Source organism: Methylobacterium sp. NEAU K (assembly GCF_030700285.1).
Lineage (GTDB): Bacteria > Pseudomonadota > Alphaproteobacteria > Rhizobiales > Beijerinckiaceae > Methylobacterium.
On sequence record NZ_JAUYZJ010000002.1, the window covers coordinates 202,837 to 217,819 of the forward strand.

The following is a 14,983-nucleotide window of genomic DNA, read 5'->3' on the forward strand; positions in this document are numbered from 1 at the left end:
AAACCGTCACGCCGACGGCGGAGAGACGGGTATCTCCAGAACGACGGTATCCGTGCCGGTCAAGCGCGGTGGACGCCCATCATCGCGGTCAGGCCGCCATCGACGGGCAGCACCGCGCCGGTGATGTAGGCGGCGCCCTCGCCCATCAGGAAGGCGGCGAGCGCAGCGACGTCCTCCGGCTGCGCGAACCGGCCGGCGGGGATCTGCCGCTCCATCCCGGCACGGTGGGCGGCGTAGCGCTCCATCATGGCGGTGTCGACGAAGCCTGGCGCGATCACGTTGACGGTGACCCCGCGCTTGGCCGACTCGACGGCAAGGGTGCGGCAATAGGCGACCAGCGCGCCCTTGGTAGCCGCGTAGGCGGCGTTGCCGGCATTGCCCCGCAGGGCGGCCACGGAGCCGATGGCGACGATCCGGCCCGTGCGCGCCCGGATCATCTCGCGGACCAGCGCCTTGGCGAGGCGGGTCAGCGCGAAGAAGTTGACCTGCATGGCCGCCTCGGCGCGGTCCTGGTCGAACATCGCCGCCAGCGCGTCGCAGGGCTGCCCGGCATTGTGGACGAGGCCGTAGTAGCCCGTGCCCTCGGCGACCTCGCAGAACCCCTCGAGGGCGGCCTTGTCGGCGAGGTCGAGGGCATGCCCGGCAAATGCCCGATCCGGATACGCCGCGCGCAATTCAGCGATCAGCGCCTCCGCGGCGTCGCCCGACGCGCGATAGGTGAAGTCGACGGCGTGGCCGGCGCCGGCCAGGGCGCGCACGATCGCTGCTCCGACCCCCGAGGCGCCCCCGGTGACGAGGACACGGCGCGCGTTCATCTCTGCGCTCACGCCGGCTCCGCCCCCAAGACCAGGCAGGTGTTCTGGCCGCCGAAACCGAAGGAATTCGACAGCACCGTGCGCACCGGCAGGTCGCGGGCCGTCTCGACCACGTCGATGCCGATCGCCGGATCCGGCACACGGTGGTTGATGGTCGGCGGGATGCGGCCGTAGCGGATGGTCAGCAGCGACACCGCGGCCTCGATGGCACCGGCCGCGGTCAACGTGTGACCGATCATCGACTTGTTGGAGGTCACCGGCAGAGAAGGCGCGCTGTCGCCGAACACCGCGGCGAGGCCGAGCGCCTCCATCTTGTCGTTCTCCGGAGTCGAAGTGCCGTGGGCGTTGACCGTGTCGATCCCCTCGGGCCCGAGCCCGGCATCCTCCAGGCTGGCCCGGATCGCCGCGATGATCGGCGCCCCGTCGGGACTGGAACGGGTGCGGTGGAAGCCGTCGCCCTTCTCGCCGCAGCCGAGCACGTAGCCGAGGATCTCGGCGCCCCGCGCCGCCGCCGCTCCGGCATCTTCGAGCACCAGGGCGGCCGCGCCCTCGCCCATCACGAAGCCGTCCCGGTCCTTCGAGAACGGCTTCGAAGCCGCCTCCGGCGCGTCGTTTCGGGTGGAGAGCGCCGAGAGCAGCGAGAAGCGGATCAGAGATTCCGGGTTCACCGAACCGTCGGTGCCGATGCAGAGCGCGGCCGCGGTCTCGCCGCGCCGGATCGCCTCGACGCCGAGCTGGATCGCGGTGGCGCCAGAGGAGCAGGCGGTGGAGAGGGAGATCGGCGACCCCTTCGTGCCGAACTGGTCGGCGATGCGCTCCGCCACGGTGCCGAAGATGAACAGGTCGTGCCAGTCGTCGAATCGCCGCGTGGCCACGGCCCTGAGCAATCCGGCATAGTCGACCGCCCCGTCTCCGCCGGCGGCTTCGGCGAGCGCCTGCCGTTGCGGCCACTCCATCTCGACCGGGGGAACCGCAATGAACAGCGCGCCCGGGAAGTCGCCCTTCGTGCCGATCCCGGCCTGCGCCACGGCCTCCTCGGCGGCCACCGCGGCGAAGCGTTCGGACAGGAGCGGCGCGACCAGCGGCTCGGTGTCGAGGAAATCGACCGTGCCGGCGATGCGCGTCCGCAGCCCGTCGGTCGGGAACCGGGCGATCGCATGGATGCCGGACCGGCCCTCGACCAGGGCCTCCCAGGTGTCGGTCTGGCCCCGTCCGAGGGAGGAGACGACGCCGATGCCCGTCACCGCGATCAGCGGCCGGCCCCTGGCGTCGCGGTGGGATCGCGCGCTCATGGAACCGTCCATATCGGTATTTTCCGGCTTCGCACACCCGGTCTGCGGAAGCACGGCTCAGCTCCGGCGCCGCATCCCAAACGCCTTGACCGCCCCGAACAGAACCTGGGCACCGGCCTCGATGTCATGCAGGCTCGCGAATTCCGCCGGGTTGTGGCTGACGCCACCCCGGCAACGCACGAAGACCATGGCGATCGGGGCGATCGCCGCCACCGCCATGCCGTCATGGCCGGCGCCGCTCGGCAAGCTGTGCACGGGATAACCTTCTGCGGCGATCGCGTTGCTGATCAGCGCCGTCAGCCCGGGATCGCACGGGACCGCCTCGGCCTCGTGCAGGAGGCTGATGCCGAGGCCGAGACGGCGGCGCACGGCGATACGCTTGCAGGCCGTGTCGATGTCGGCGAGCGCTGAAAGACGCTGCGCGTCGTCGGGCGCGCGCAGATCGATCGAGAAGCGCACCAGGCCCGGGATCGTGTTCACCGCCCCCGGATGCGCGTGGATCCGGCCGACGGTGCCAACGAGGTGCTCCGCATCGCGGCAGCGCGCCTCCACGGCGAGCACGCACTCGGCTGCGCCCCCGAGGGCATCGCGCCGCTCGGACATGGCGACCGTGCCGGCATGGCCGGCTTCCCCCGTCACGGTGAATTCGAGGCGACTGGCCCCGGAGATCGCCGTCACCACGCCGACCGGCAGCCCTGCCCGCTCGAGCATCGGCCCCTGCTCGATGTGCAGTTCCAGGTAGCCCAGGATGTCGTCGGGCCGACGCGCCGCGGACGCAATCGCCGTGGGATCAAGTCCGTAGTCCCGCATCGCCGCGGCCAGCGTGATCCCGTCGGCATCCGTGGTGCGGAGTGCCACCGGGTCCAGATGGCCCGCGAAGGCGCGGCTGCCGGTGAGCGTGGCAGCGAAACGCACGCCCTCCTCGTCGGCGAAGGCCACCACCTCCAGGGCGTGCGGCAGCCGTATCCCGTTGCGGGCGAGCGCCTCCACGCAGGCGATTCCCGTGATCACGCCGAGCGGCCCATCGTACCGGCCGGCGTTGCGCACGGTGTCGAGATGCGAGCCGATGACGAGGGCCGGTCCGCCCTCAACCGGCCCCTCGATCCGGCCGATGAGGTTGCCGACGGCGTCCTGGCGCACCGCCATCCCGGCCTCGCGCATCCAGCCGGCCACCAGCGCCTCGGCACGCGCCTGCTCGGGTGTCAGGTACAGGCGGGTGATGGCAGCGGGCTCGGCCGTGATCGCCGCCAGCGCGTCGAGGCGCTCCTGGATGCGCGGGGCGAAGATCATCCCACAGGCCGGTCGCCGCGGGGCGCGTTGGCGAGGCGAAGGACCGTCTGAAGCAGGACGTCTGCCCCGGCCGCGCAGTCGCCCTGCGTGGCGGATTCAGATTCGTTGTGGCTGACGCCGTCCTTGCACGGCACGAAGATCATCGCGGTGGGCACCTTCGCGGCGAGGTTGCAGGCGTCGTGGCCCGCCCCGGAGATGATGCGGCGCCGGGAATGACCGAGGCTCTCCGCCGCCTCATCGACAGCCGCCACGATGGCGGGATCGAACGGCACCGGCTCCTTGCGCCAGATCCGGGTCAGAGCGATCTCCAGCCGCCGCCGCTCGGCGATCTCGGCCGCAGCCTCGCGCAGGCTGGCCTCCATCGCGTCGAGGGCCGTCGAGCGGGGATCGCGCACGTCCAGAGTGAAGGCGACGCGGCCGGGCACGACGTTGCGAGAGGGCGCCAGGATCGTGGACTCGCCGATCGTGGCCACCGCAGAGGGCGCATGCGACAGGGCGATCCGCTCGCCGGCCAACGCGAGCTCCGACAGGGCCAGCAGTGCATCCCGGCGGCGCGGCATCGGCGTCGTGCCGGCATGGCTCTCGAAGCCCGTGATCAGCCCGTCGAACCACATGATGCCCTGGCCGCCCTCGACCACGCCGATGGTCTTGCCCTCGGCCTCCAGGATCGGTCCCTGCTCGATGTGCAGCTCGACGAAGGCGCCGATCTCCCGCGTACCCACGGCCTCGCCGCCGCGATAGCCGATCGCCTCCAGAGCTTCGGCCACGGTGGTGCCGGCCGCGTCGCGCTTGCCCAGGATCTCGTCCGTGGTGAATTCGCCAGCATAGGCCGCCGAGGCCATCATGGCGGGGGCGAAGCGCGAGCCCTCCTCGTTGGTCCAGTTGACCACCATCAGGGGCGCCTCGGTCTCGATGCCGGCGTCGTTCAGGCTGCGCATCACCTCGAGACCGGCCAGGACCCCGAGCACTCCGTCGAACTTGCCGCCGGTGGGCTGGGTGTCGAGATGGGAACCGAATGCGACGGGCGGCCGGCTCATGTCGCGCCCCGGCCGCACGGCGTACTGGGTGCCCAGCGCATCGACCGAGACCGTCAGCCCCGCCGCCTCGCAGGCGTCCCGGAACCAGTCGCGGACGCGGCCGTCATCGGCCGATAGGGTCAGGCGGTTGATGCCGCCGGCCGGCGTGCCGCCGAACGCGGCCGTCTCCAGGATCGTCGCCCAGAGGCGCGAGCCATCTGCGCGCAGGTTGTGGGTCTTGCTCAGATTCGTCTCGGCCATGGCGGCTCCTTTCACGGCGCGATACCGCGCGGCAAGTGCATTATGTTGTGGCGACGCTTGCGGGCTCTGCGCCGGCGCAGCGCAAGGCCGATGCCATCCGGCCGCGTCAGACGGGCGGCCGCAGCACCGGATTGGCGCGCAACAGCCCCACGCCGTCGACCCGTAACGCCGCCGCGATCTCGCCGAGCGCATTCGCCTCGATTCCGCTGATGCCGTCCTGATCGGCCACATCCGCGGCGATCAGGAAGACGTTCTCGCGCTGGCTCAGGGGCCGCTCGACGATTGCGGAGACGTGGCGCAGGTTCTCGGCGCGACCGAGACGGGTGCGGGCCCGGGCAATGCCCTCGTACAACTCGGTCTCCAGCATCAGCGCGTCGTAGCCTTTCACCAGGACCGGATCGGCGCGCAGTCCGTGGAGCGCAGCGTCGAACTCCTCGCCCGCCACCTCCCCGTCGGCCACGATGACGTTGGCCGAGGCCGAGACGGCGGCCAGCATCAGGGCCTTGTCACCCGCATAGGCCGTCACGGTGCGACCGACACGGCCGAAGATGTCGCGCAGAAGGCTCATGCCGGATGTTCGAGATGTCCGTTGCGGAGGGAGAGGGATAGCAGAGCGCGGGGCGGAAGGAAGGCGTCTGGGTGCCGCCGTTCAACGCGCCGCGGGATCCGTATGAATGACAGCTTGGCATACAACATCCGGATCCAGACATCCTTCGGCAACATGCGCGTGGGATCCGTTGGTCCAACCGCGCCGCGAGCGCGGTCGACGGGTCCCGGCGCCGCGTTCCCCCCCTCGCGCGGTTCCGGATCCATCGTTACGCCGTCGGGACGGTGCGCGGGTGGCCCCAGCCGCGTCCACCGTTCCGACGGTGGGTTCCCTGCGCGCGGCCGACGCGATCGCTCTTGCAGAACCGGCTGCCGTCCCGGGTGTGAGCGTTCCGAGAGATTCAGCGCCAGAACGGCTTCACGTCGAGAAGCTCGGCTCTTGCCGCCGCGGCCGCATCGAGCTGATCCCGGGCACCCGCGTCGTCAGAACCGGGCATTCCCGGGCCGTCCAGGCTCTCGGTCATCGAACGGGCCGTCTCCCGGTCGTTCAGGGCGCCGAGATGATCCTGCAGGTCCGAGAGCGCGGCGCCGAACTTGTCCTGGCGCCGGCGGGCCTTCGTCTTCGGAAACAATTGTGCGAAGAATTCCGCACCGTAGCGCAACTTCTTCGCGGCAATCCGCGCCCGATGGCGGGTCTGCGGATCCAGCCGCTTCAAGCCGCGCCCGCGCTTCTTCAAACGGAGCCGGGCCCGCTCCAGAACCCGGGCGGCGAAGTCGCGGCCGTCCTCGGTGGCCGCGGGCTGGGCGGCCCAGGCGCCCGCCTCGATCCAGCCGGCGAAGTCGATGATCAGGCCGCGCCATTGCGGGCTCTCCAGGATCGCCAGCACCCCATCGTAGGCACGCTCGCGCTCGGCCTCGGCCCGGATCCGGAGGTCGTCGAGGCCCGGCTCATCCGGGCGCTCCTTGGCAAGGCCCGGAAGGGTGTGGCCCAGGAACACGTCGAGGTTGCGGGCATGCCCGAACGGCTCGGTGACGCGCTTGATCTCGTCACCGAAGCTCACCGCCCGCGGGTCACCCGCCAGCATGGGGGAGAACAGCGACAGCGCCGAGCGCAGCCGCCGCAGGGACACGCGGATCTGGTGCAGGGCCTCGGGAGACCGGCCGCCGTCCAGGAAGGCGGTCTCATTGAGCCGCATGTGGCGCAGGCAGGCGCGCGCCACGCGGCGGAAGACCTCGCGCACGCTCGCCCCCTCGGGCAGTTCCACAGGCTCCGCCTTGACCACGGCCGGGCCGATTCCATCCACGAGAGCGAATCCGCGGTCGCTCTTGGCGTTCACGCTCAGGCGCAGCGGCACGCTCTCGGCGAGCGTCTGCGCGAGGGCGAACAGGTCAGCGGCCTCACCGCTCTCGATCTCCAGCTCCAGCTCGCCCAGCGGCGCGGCGCCGGCCCGGCTCTCGACACGCCCCTCGTCGAGGGTGACGAGGATCCGCGAGGCCCCCTGCTCGACCGGGACAACCCGGCGCATGATCACGGTGGAGAAGAGCGGCTCCAGGGATGCGTCCGCCTTGCGCAAGACCTCCTCGGCCGCCGTGCCGGCCCAGGCACCGGGGTCGGGCGTCTCGCCGGCGATCTCGGCCTCCCACTCGGCCCGGTCAAACAGGCCGACGCCGCCATTCCCCGCCTTCACGGTCTGGATGTGGCGACCGCCCTTCGCCCGGACCCGCAGGGTCAGCCCGGCCGCGCGCAGGTCGCGATCCGGCGTGTCGTAATAGGTCGTGACGAGGGGCGTCGGCGCGGAGTCCCCGGCGCCCTGGAGCCGCGGATGCGCTGCCAGGGCCGAGAGGTCGGATGCTGCGCAGTCGAGCTTCAGCTCGACTTCGCGGGGGGCTGCCGGGGCGCGGCTTTCGGTCTCGCTCATGATCTCCTCTTCGAAACGTCCAGGCGCCGACTCAGCGAGTGGGCCGCCGGATCGCACCGGAGCCCCGCTGCGAGGGTCTAGCACGGCCGACACACGCCATCTGCCGATTCGTCGGCGAACCGCCCGCCGAGAGCGCCTATCGCGGGATGACGAACGGGCGGGCGGCGCGCATGTTGCACCGCGTTAAAAATGCGCTTTCCCAAATCGGGATGCCGTGGCAAAATCGATTGTCCACAATTCACCTGCCTCCTGCGCCCCGGCCCCGACCGTCCGGCGGCTCACGGCTCGACGCGGAGCCAGCGAGATGGTGTCCCTTGCTTCCAGAGCGGTGCGCCCAGCGTGGACGGCGTCACAATAGAGGTATTCGGGTCGGTGACTGGGTTGAAGACAATACTCGTCGGCGTGATCGGGCACGTCGATCACGGCAAGACAGCGCTGGTGCGTGCGCTCACGGGGGTCGAGACGGACAGGCTCAAGGAGGAGCAGGCCCGCGGCGTCTCCATCGTCCCGGGCTTCGCCCTCCTCTCCTCGGAACGCGGCGAGATCGATCTCGTCGACCTGCCCGGCCACGAGCGCTTCGTCCGCGCCATGGTCTCCGGCGCCACCGGCATGCGCGCCGTGCTGCTGGCGGTCGATGCCAACGAGGGCATCAAGCCGCAGACCGTCGAGCATCTGGAGATCGCCCGTCTCATCGGCGTGCGCCGGGGTGTCCTGGCCCTGACCAAATCCGATCTGGCCTCGCCCGACGGGATCGCGGCGCGTTCGTCCGAGATCGCCGCTGCCGCGTCCAGGGCCGGGATCGCCGCGGGACCGGTGATCGCCACGTCCACGCTGACGGGGGCAGGGATCCACGATCTTGGAGACGCTCTCGCCGCGCTGCTGACGGACGCGGAGCCGGTGACCGACGACGGCTTCCCGTACCTGCCGGTGGACCGTGTCTTCTCCCGGGCTGGCTTCGGCACGGTGGTGACCGGCACCCTGCGACGGGGGCCGCTCGCGGTCGGCGACACCCTTGAGATCGTCCCCGGGGGACGCAGCGCCGTGGTACGCGGTCTCCAGATCCACGGCCGCCCGGTCGAGCGGGCCGAGCCCGGACGGCGGACCGCCGTGGCATTGCGCGGCATCGGCCTCGACGAGGTCGCCCGCGGGCAGGCCCTGTCGGTCCCCGGCCTGCTTGCCCCGTCCGACTGGCTCGACGTCGCGATCACGGCCGCGGCGAGCGCGGACGCCGCGCTGGCCGGCGGCACCGCCTGTCGCCTCCTGTTCGGCACCACCGAGGTCGGGGCCCGGCTGCGGCTGCTTGATCGCGACGCGCTGGAGCCGGGTGCGAGCGCGCAGGCACAGCTTCACCTCGCGGAGCCGGTGACGGTGCCGGCACGCGAACCGTTCGTCCTGCGTCTCGACTCGCCCGCCTCGACGGTGGCGGGCGGCCATGTGATCGATCCGGGGAGCCGGCGGCGGCGGCGCCATGACGACCGCGTCCTCGCCGACCTGGCCGCGCTCGCGACGGGGCAGGCCGTCGAAGCCGTCGCGATCCGCCTCGCACAGGCAGGCGCGGCCGGAGCCGCCCTGCCGGAACTGGCCCGGCTCTCCGGGACCGGGACGGCGCGGGTCCGGCAGATGCTGAGTGCCTCGGGCGCCCATGAGATCGGCGACCGCTTCATCGGGGCGCCGGCCTTCGCGGCGCTCCGCACCGGGACACTGGCGGCGCTATCCCAGCATCACCGCGACAATCCGATGGAGCACGGCGTCGCCATCGAGCGCGTCGCCCGCATGCTGGCGCTCCCGGAAACCGTGACCGTCGCGGTGCTGCGCGATCTTGCGGCGACCGGTGCCGCGGTCCAGGTCGGAACCCTCTGGCGCCACGCCGATTTCGACCCGGCCCGCAACGAGAGCGAGGCCGCCCGACGGCTGGAGCAGATGTTCCGCCGCGCCGGCTTGAACCCGCCCGACGAGACGGAGGCGGTCGGCCGCGACCTGCGCCGGCGGGAGGCGCTGACCTATCTGGTCGGCGCCGGCACGGTGATCCGCGCCGTCGACCGGGTGCAGCGCCGGGCGGTTCTGTTCCATCGGGAGGCGGTGGCGAGCGCCCGGACCCGGCTCTCGGAAGCGTTCCCGAACGCCGCGACGCCGGAGACCGGCTTCCTGGCCCGGGAGGCCGGCGCGACCCTGGGAATCTCGCGAAAGTTCTCGATCCCGCTCCTCGAGCATCTCGACGCCGTCGGTTTCACCCGCCGGGCCGGCGACCGCCGGGTCATCGTGGCGCTGGAGGCGCCCCGGGTGGTGGCCTGAGCCCCCGTCGCCGTGCCTGTTGGTCGCGCACGTCGCCGTGCCTACTCGGCGAGCACATCGCCGAGCGCCCGATCTCCTGGGCGACGCCCTAGAAATCCTCGCCGAGCCGGTCGCCGGGTCCAGGCTCGTAGCAGGTATAGCCGATCAGGCAGGCTGGATTGTCACGAGTCTGTCGGAAGGCGCGCCTGGCGATCTCAGTAACCTCGCAGAACGAGCGATCCCGCACGAAGCGGTCGTAGGTCTGGCCGCCGGTCCCGAGGACGACGGCGCCGCGAGCCTGGATCAGCCGAATCGCTTCCCGGCAGGTCATCGTGGTGCTGGACGGCCGCGTCTGCGCCGCGGCGGGACATGCGACCACCGCGAGGGCAGCGGCGATCCGGACGATCATCGAAGGCGCCTCCGTAGAGTGCGGACACACGGACAACACAGGCGCATCGGCAGCGCCACCTGCGTCCGTTCGCCACGGATGTGCGTCATGGGGAAAGGCAGCCTCCGCACACGGGTCGGAAGGGGGGGCGTCCTCGCCGAGGGCGCGAGTGTCCGCGATCACGGTGACTGTATCAGGCATCGCCGGGTCTGCGCGTGATGTTCCAGGCCGCCGAGCCCGTGGCAACGGCGACCACCGGGGCGGGGCCCGGGGCGAGCGCCGCGTAGGAGGGCAGGTGTCGCGCTGCGCAGGCCTCCCAAGCATGAGCCCGGGCCACCTCTCGCCCGGCGTTGCGCAGGCGACCGCGCCGCCCCGGCTCCAGGCTTGCCAGCATCGTCGCCGCGATCGCACCGGTATCGTCGGGATCGACCGACAGCGCCTCGCCGGGGGCGAGATATTCGGTGAATGGCGGGCGCGCCGAGACGATGACGGGCGTGCCGCAGGCCATCGCCTCGAGCACGCAGAGGCCGTAGCCTTCCTTCAGGGAGGGGAAGACCAGCGTGTCGGCGGCCCGGTAGAGGCCCGGCATGTCGGCCTGTGCGATCGGCCCGGTTCGGATTACCGGCCTTCCCGGTCCGACCTCCAGGCCCTCGCGCTCCAGCGCGGCGCAGCAACGGGCCTCGTAGCCCGCGTGGTCGAGGAGGGAGGCGCCCCCGGTCACCAAGAGCTGCGCACCGGGAACGCGCCGGCGCAGCATCGCGAAGGCCTCGATGATCGCCAGCGTGTTCTTGCGCGCCTCGAAGCCGCCGACGCTGAGGAAGACCGGGCCCGGCCCGAGCCCGAACCCCCGGCGGAGTTCGGCATCCTCTGCGGCCGCATCGGGGGTGAAGACCGTCCCGTCCACGCCGTTGCCGACCACGTCCGCCTGCGCGCCGTATTCCGCCGCGAGGGTCGCCGCCCAGGTCCGGCTGACGCAGAGCAGCCGCGTGGCATCGACGATCGCCCGTTCCTGCAACTGGGCGAGCTGCGGGTCCGAGAATGTATCGATGTGGTGGACCGTGCGCACGAAGCCCGGGATCAGGCGTCGGCGCGTCAGGGTCGCCAGCGCGTTGCCGCTGATGCCGCAATGGGCGTGGAAGACATCGAATTCGCAGGCGGCCGGCGTCGAGAAATGCGCGAGGAAATCGGCGATCCGGGCACGGACGAGGGCGACGGTCGGCTCGGTGACGGGCTGCCCGGCCACCGACACCACCGGACAGCGCGCGCCGCGGAAGAAGCCCCGGCCGGTCGGGTCGGGGGCGTGGACCACCGCCTCGTGCCCGAGGCCGCACAGGGCCTCGCCGAGCGCCAGGGCATGGACCACGCTGCCGCGGGGATTGGTCGAGTGCGTGAGGATCGCGATGCGCAAGCGGTCGACCATCGGACAGCATACCGAGGCCCGCAGCCGGTCGAGAACTCACGCGCGAAGTCCCGGACCACGCTCTCCGCCGCCCTCTCGGAGATCCGCTCCACCCGGTTCGCATTGATCGTGCCGGTCCGGGACGCAGTGGTCACGATGGCGCAAAAACGTCCGGTTCCGCCTGCTCAGGCGCCAGATCCGAGAGTCCGGGCTATGCGCCAGCCCACCCGTGCCGCGGGTGCCGCATCGGGTGCCGCATGATGAATCGGTCGACGGTAGCGGACCGCCGGTCCGCACTCCTAATTTTGCGTTACGAATGCACTTTCTCTTCAAGCATCCCGCGGAACCGCTCTTTTCAAGCCTATGTGACAGATTGTATCCGTCGGTGACGAGCGCCGGAGCAGTCGGTCCCGTGGCCCAATCGTCGATTCACACCAGTTCCGCCAAGCCGCGTCGCAGGCGTCTGCAGCGCCTGGTGCTGTGTGCGCTCCTCTCGGTCCCGACTGCGGTCCTGGCCTACGCGGACCTGCTGCCCGATTCGCTGGATGTTCTCGGCATCGACCTGCGCGAAAGCCCGGATCTGCCGCACGTCGCCCGGCAGATCGCCATCGGTGCCCCGCTCAAGATCGTGGCCTTCGGCTCGTCGTCCACCGAAGGGATCGGGGCGTCCACACCGGCCAATTCCTATCCGGCGCGCCTGCAGGTCGACCTGCGCAAGAAGCTGCGCGGCATGGATGTCGCCGTAATCAACCGCGGCATCGGCGGCGAACACGTGGACGACATGCTGGCCCGCCTCGACCGTGACGTGATCGCGGCGGAGCCGCAGCTTGTCATCTGGCAGACGGGCAGCAACGATCCCCTGCGCGGTGTCTCGATCGAGCATTTCCGCGAGGCCACGGTCGCGGCGATCCGGCGGATCCGGGAGGCAGGCATCGACGTCGTGCTGATGGAGCCGCAATGGTGCCCGAAGCTCGATTCGACGCCCGGATCATCCCGGTTCCTCCAAGCCGTGCGGGCGATCGGGGACGAGCTCGATGTCCCGGTGATACGCCGCGCCGATCTGATGCACGGCTGGGTCCGCGAGGGGAAGCTGACCACGAAGCAGCTCTTCGCCTCCGACGGGCTGCACATGGCCGATGGCGGCTATGCCCTGCTGGCCCAGGCTGCGGCCGAGTCGATCCTGAACGATGCGGGTTCGGTGCAGACTGCCGAGGCCGTCGCGGAATAGGCGGCTGGACGCGGCCGGCAAAGCTCCCCATCTCGGCACCGACCGAGACCGGAGCGGAACCGTGAGCCAGGACGCATTCAGGTACGATGACAGGGGCGGCCCGCCCCAGATGCACGCAACCACGATCCTGATGGTCCGAAAGGGCGGACGGGTCGTGGTCGGCGGCGACGGGCAGGTGAGCCTCGGCCAGACCATCGTGAAGGGCAATGCCCGCAAGGTCCGGCGTCTCGCCAAGGGCGCGGTGATCGGCGGCTTCGCGGGGGCCACAGCGGACGCCTTCACGCTGTTCGAACGCCTCGAAGGCAAGCTAGAGCAGTATCCCGGCCAGCTGACCCGGGCCTGCGTCGAGCTCACCAAGGATTGGCGGACGGACCGCTACCTGCGCCGCCTGGAAGCGATGATGGTGGTGGCCGACCGGGAGGTGAGCCTGCTGCTGTCGGGCTCGGGCGACGTGCTCGAGCCGGAAAGCGGCGTCATGGCGATCGGCTCCGGCGGCAATTACGCGCTGGCGGCCGCCCGCGCGCTGGAGGACGGCGATCTCGACGCGGAAGCAATCGTCCGTCGCGCCATGGCAATCGCGGCCGAGATCTGCGTCTACACCAACGGAAACCTCGTGATCGAGGCGCTCGATGCGCCCTGAGCATCGGTCGCCGCGCCGGCGGCGACTCTGATGCCGGATCCGAGGGATGCGGCAGATTCGCATTCCGCGATGTCGCCGTGGGGGGACGTTCACCGGCTGCGGCCTGATTTCTGATACTCGCCGATTATTGGCCCCGGTTAACGGGCTATTGAGCAGTTTTCATCAAAATCCGCCTACGAATACGTCACGGGCGGAAGCACGATGAAGATCGGTGGGAAACTCCTCGGCTTTGTGGGCGCTTGCAGCCTGACGACGCTGGTCGTGGCCGGCGTGAGCGTCATGACGCTCCAGCGCTTCGAAGAATCGCTGGCGCGGGCCGAGGACGCTTCGATCCGCGCGCTCAACGCTGCGAACTTCAATCGCCTCGCCGCCGAAGTCACGATGGACTCACGCGGCGTCTACGCCTCGGCCGACCGGGCCGAGGCTGCCAAGTACGCCGATGGCATCCGCAAGGGCCTCGCCGAGATGGATGCGCTGCGCACCGCCTGGGCCCCCCGGGTGATCGAATCCGAGCGTCCTCTGTTCGACGTGATGGCGCGCAACGCCGATGCCTTCCGGACCCTGCGGAATGCGGTCGCCGATGCGGGAGAGCAGATCAGCCCCCGCGCCGCCGCCGATCTCGGCTTCAACGACGCGAACCGCGGCAACCGCAAGGCCTTCCAGACGAGCATCGACGCCCTCGTCACCGGCGGCCGCGCCGAGATGGCCGCGATCAAGGCCGAGACGCAGGATCTTTTCCGGGTGCGCATGCTGCTCCTGCTCGGGCTGGCGCTCGTCGGGACGCTGGTGTGCTTCGCGCTCGGCCTCCTCGTCGGGCAGCGGCAGATCGTCCGGCCGCTGCGGGCGGTCTCCGACGCGATCCAGCGTCTCTCCCGCGGAGACCTCGCCCTTCCGGTCGTCAAGCCGAGCCGCGACGAGATCGGGGCGATCTGGGCGAGCATGCAGGTCTTCGCCGGGACGATGCGGGAGGCGGAAGGCCTGCGGCAGGAACGCGAGCGCTCGGGCGTCGAGGTGGCGACGCTCAAGCGGGCGGAAATGATCGGTCTCGCCGATCGCTTCCAGGGCAGCATCGGGGGGCTCGTCGGTCACTTGGCCGACGCCGCCGCCGGCATGGAGCGCGCCGCCGCCGCCATGGCCGGCAATGCGAAGCACACCGATACCCAGTCCCGCGCGGTGACCCGCGCCGCCGAAACGACCGCCTACAACGTCGAGGCCGTGGCCGCCGCCACGGAGGAACTCGCCGCCACCGCGAGCGAGATCGGCGTCCAGGTCACGCAGACCTCCGATGCCGCGGCCGGCGCCGTCGAGGCGGCCCGCCGCACCCGGACGAGCGTCCAGGCGCTGGCCCGCAGCGCCGACGGCATCGGGCAGGTCGTGTCGCTGATCTCCACCATCGCCGGCCAGACCAACCTGCTGGCGCTCAACGCCACGATCGAGGCGGCCCGGGCGGGCGAGGCCGGGCGCGGCTTCGCGGTCGTCGCCACCGAGGTGAAGGAGCTGGCGACCCAGACCGCCAAGGCCACGGACGAGATCGCCGGGCAGATCGCGGCGATGCGCGCCGCCACCCACGAGGCGATCGTGGCCATCGAGGAGATCGGCGGCACCATCGAGCAGGTCCACGGTATCGCGATCGGCGTCGCCGCGGCGGTCGAGGAGCAGCAGCTCGCCACGCAGGAGATCGCCCGCAGCGTCTCCGAGGCCGCGAGCGGCACACGCGCCGTGACCGAGACGATGGCGCTCGTCCTCGGCGCCGCCCACGAGACCGGCGCCAGCGCGGCCCAGGTCCTCGACGCGGCGGCCGATATCGCCCGCCGCTCGGACGGCCTCGGCAGCGAGGTCGCGGGCTTCGTGGCGCAGGTACGGGCGGCTTGAGCCGAGCGGATGTTGCGTCGCAGCGCGAGGCCCCGTAGGGTCGCGG

At 71.1% G+C, this 14,983-nt stretch carries 12 protein-coding genes; 4 read left to right on the top strand and 8 right to left on the bottom strand.

The genetic code is table 11. The features are described from left to right. Positions 1-59: 59 nt before the first annotated feature. From Q8W67_RS02610 to Q8W67_RS02635, 6 genes are all read right to left on the bottom strand, one after another. Positions 60-815 carry an SDR family NAD(P)-dependent oxidoreductase gene (locus Q8W67_RS02610; RefSeq protein WP_305540584.1) on the bottom strand — a complete coding sequence of 252 codons (756 nt, stop codon included), beginning with the start codon at positions 813-815 and terminating at the stop codon, positions 60-62. An 8-nt stretch (positions 816-823) separates the two neighbouring features. Further along, positions 824-2,107 carry a beta-ketoacyl-ACP synthase gene (locus Q8W67_RS02615; RefSeq protein WP_305540270.1) on the bottom strand — a complete coding sequence of 428 codons (1,284 nt, stop codon included), beginning with the start codon at positions 2,105-2,107 and terminating at the stop codon, positions 824-826. 57 nt (positions 2,108-2,164) lie between these two features. Continuing rightward, on the bottom strand, positions 2,165-3,397 hold the full coding sequence (locus tag Q8W67_RS02620) for an allantoate amidohydrolase (protein ID WP_305540273.1): 1,233 nt from the start codon (positions 3,395-3,397) through the stop codon (positions 2,165-2,167). Continuing rightward, positions 3,394-4,674 carry a Zn-dependent hydrolase gene (locus Q8W67_RS02625; RefSeq protein WP_370693799.1) on the bottom strand — a complete coding sequence of 427 codons (1,281 nt, stop codon included), beginning with the start codon at positions 4,672-4,674 and terminating at the stop codon, positions 3,394-3,396. The genes Q8W67_RS02620 and Q8W67_RS02625 overlap by 4 nt, the downstream gene beginning before the upstream one ends. Positions 4,675-4,780: 106 nt before the next feature. Further along, positions 4,781-5,242: a tellurite resistance TerB family protein gene (locus tag Q8W67_RS02630; protein WP_305540276.1), complete on the bottom strand. Its 462-nt coding sequence runs from the start codon at positions 5,240-5,242 to the stop codon at positions 4,781-4,783. A gap of 379 nt (positions 5,243-5,621) precedes the next feature. Then, a complete protein-coding gene (locus Q8W67_RS02635) occupies positions 5,622-7,139 on the bottom strand; it encodes a CYTH and CHAD domain-containing protein (protein WP_305540279.1) in 1,518 nt (505 codons plus the stop codon). 372 nt (positions 7,140-7,511) lie between these two features. On the opposite strand from Q8W67_RS02635, the gene selB reads away from it, so the two are divergent. Beyond that, positions 7,512-9,431, top strand: a complete 1,920-nt coding sequence (gene selB, locus Q8W67_RS02640; protein WP_370693800.1) for a selenocysteine-specific translation elongation factor — start codon at positions 7,512-7,514, stop codon at positions 9,429-9,431. A gap of 88 nt (positions 9,432-9,519) precedes the next feature. On the opposite strand, the gene Q8W67_RS02645 is transcribed toward selB, so the two are convergent. Both Q8W67_RS02645 and Q8W67_RS02650 read right to left on the bottom strand, forming a co-directional pair. Continuing rightward, positions 9,520-9,819 (bottom strand): hypothetical protein, encoded by a 300-nt coding sequence (locus Q8W67_RS02645; RefSeq protein ID WP_305540286.1) that lies wholly within the window; start codon positions 9,817-9,819, stop codon positions 9,520-9,522. A gap of 172 nt (positions 9,820-9,991) precedes the next feature. Next, positions 9,992-11,218, bottom strand: coding sequence for an MSMEG_0565 family glycosyltransferase (locus Q8W67_RS02650; RefSeq protein ID WP_305540288.1), 1,227 nt, complete (start codon positions 11,216-11,218; stop codon positions 9,992-9,994). A 208-nt stretch (positions 11,219-11,426) separates the two neighbouring features. Between Q8W67_RS02650 and Q8W67_RS02655 the strand changes: the two genes are divergently transcribed. The 3 genes from Q8W67_RS02655 to Q8W67_RS02665 all read left to right on the top strand — a co-directional run bounded on the left by Q8W67_RS02655 (position 11,427) and on the right by Q8W67_RS02665 (position 14,937). Beyond that, positions 11,427-12,425: an SGNH/GDSL hydrolase family protein gene (locus Q8W67_RS02655; RefSeq protein WP_370693801.1), complete on the top strand. Its 999-nt coding sequence runs from the start codon at positions 11,427-11,429 to the stop codon at positions 12,423-12,425. A 109-nt stretch (positions 12,426-12,534) separates the two neighbouring features. Next, complete coding sequence (gene hslV / locus Q8W67_RS02660) at positions 12,535-13,065, top strand: ATP-dependent protease subunit HslV (RefSeq protein ID WP_305540592.1); 531 nt, start codon at positions 12,535-12,537, stop codon at positions 13,063-13,065. Positions 13,066-13,266: 201 nt separating this feature from the next. After that, positions 13,267-14,937 (top strand): methyl-accepting chemotaxis protein, encoded by a 1,671-nt coding sequence (locus Q8W67_RS02665; protein ID WP_305540291.1) that lies wholly within the window; start codon positions 13,267-13,269, stop codon positions 14,935-14,937. Positions 14,938-14,983 lie beyond the last annotated feature (46 nt).

Bases quoted from the DNA above. Each gene is read 5' to 3' on its own strand.
- hslV (WP_305540592.1), top strand. From the start codon at position 12,535: ATGCACGCAACCACGATCCTGATGGTCCGAAAGGGCGGACGGGTCGTG.
- Q8W67_RS02620 (WP_305540273.1), bottom strand. From the start codon at position 3,397: ATGATCTTCGCCCCGCGCATCCAGGAGCGCCTCGACGCGCTGGCGGCG.
- Q8W67_RS02635 (WP_305540279.1), bottom strand. From the start codon at position 7,139: ATGAGCGAGACCGAAAGCCGCGCCCCGGCAGCCCCCCGCGAAGTCGAG.
- Q8W67_RS02645 (WP_305540286.1), bottom strand. From the start codon at position 9,819: ATGATCGTCCGGATCGCCGCTGCCCTCGCGGTGGTCGCATGTCCCGCC.
- Q8W67_RS02610 (WP_305540584.1), bottom strand. From the start codon at position 815: ATGAACGCGCGCCGTGTCCTCGTCACCGGGGGCGCCTCGGGGGTCGGA.
- Q8W67_RS02665 (WP_305540291.1), top strand. From the start codon at position 13,267: ATGAAGATCGGTGGGAAACTCCTCGGCTTTGTGGGCGCTTGCAGCCTG.
- Q8W67_RS02625 (WP_370693799.1), bottom strand. From the start codon at position 4,674: ATGGCCGAGACGAATCTGAGCAAGACCCACAACCTGCGCGCAGATGGC.
- Q8W67_RS02615 (WP_305540270.1), bottom strand. From the start codon at position 2,107: ATGAGCGCGCGATCCCACCGCGACGCCAGGGGCCGGCCGCTGATCGCG.
- Q8W67_RS02650 (WP_305540288.1), bottom strand. From the start codon at position 11,218: ATGGTCGACCGCTTGCGCATCGCGATCCTCACGCACTCGACCAATCCC.
- Q8W67_RS02630 (WP_305540276.1), bottom strand. From the start codon at position 5,242: ATGAGCCTTCTGCGCGACATCTTCGGCCGTGTCGGTCGCACCGTGACG.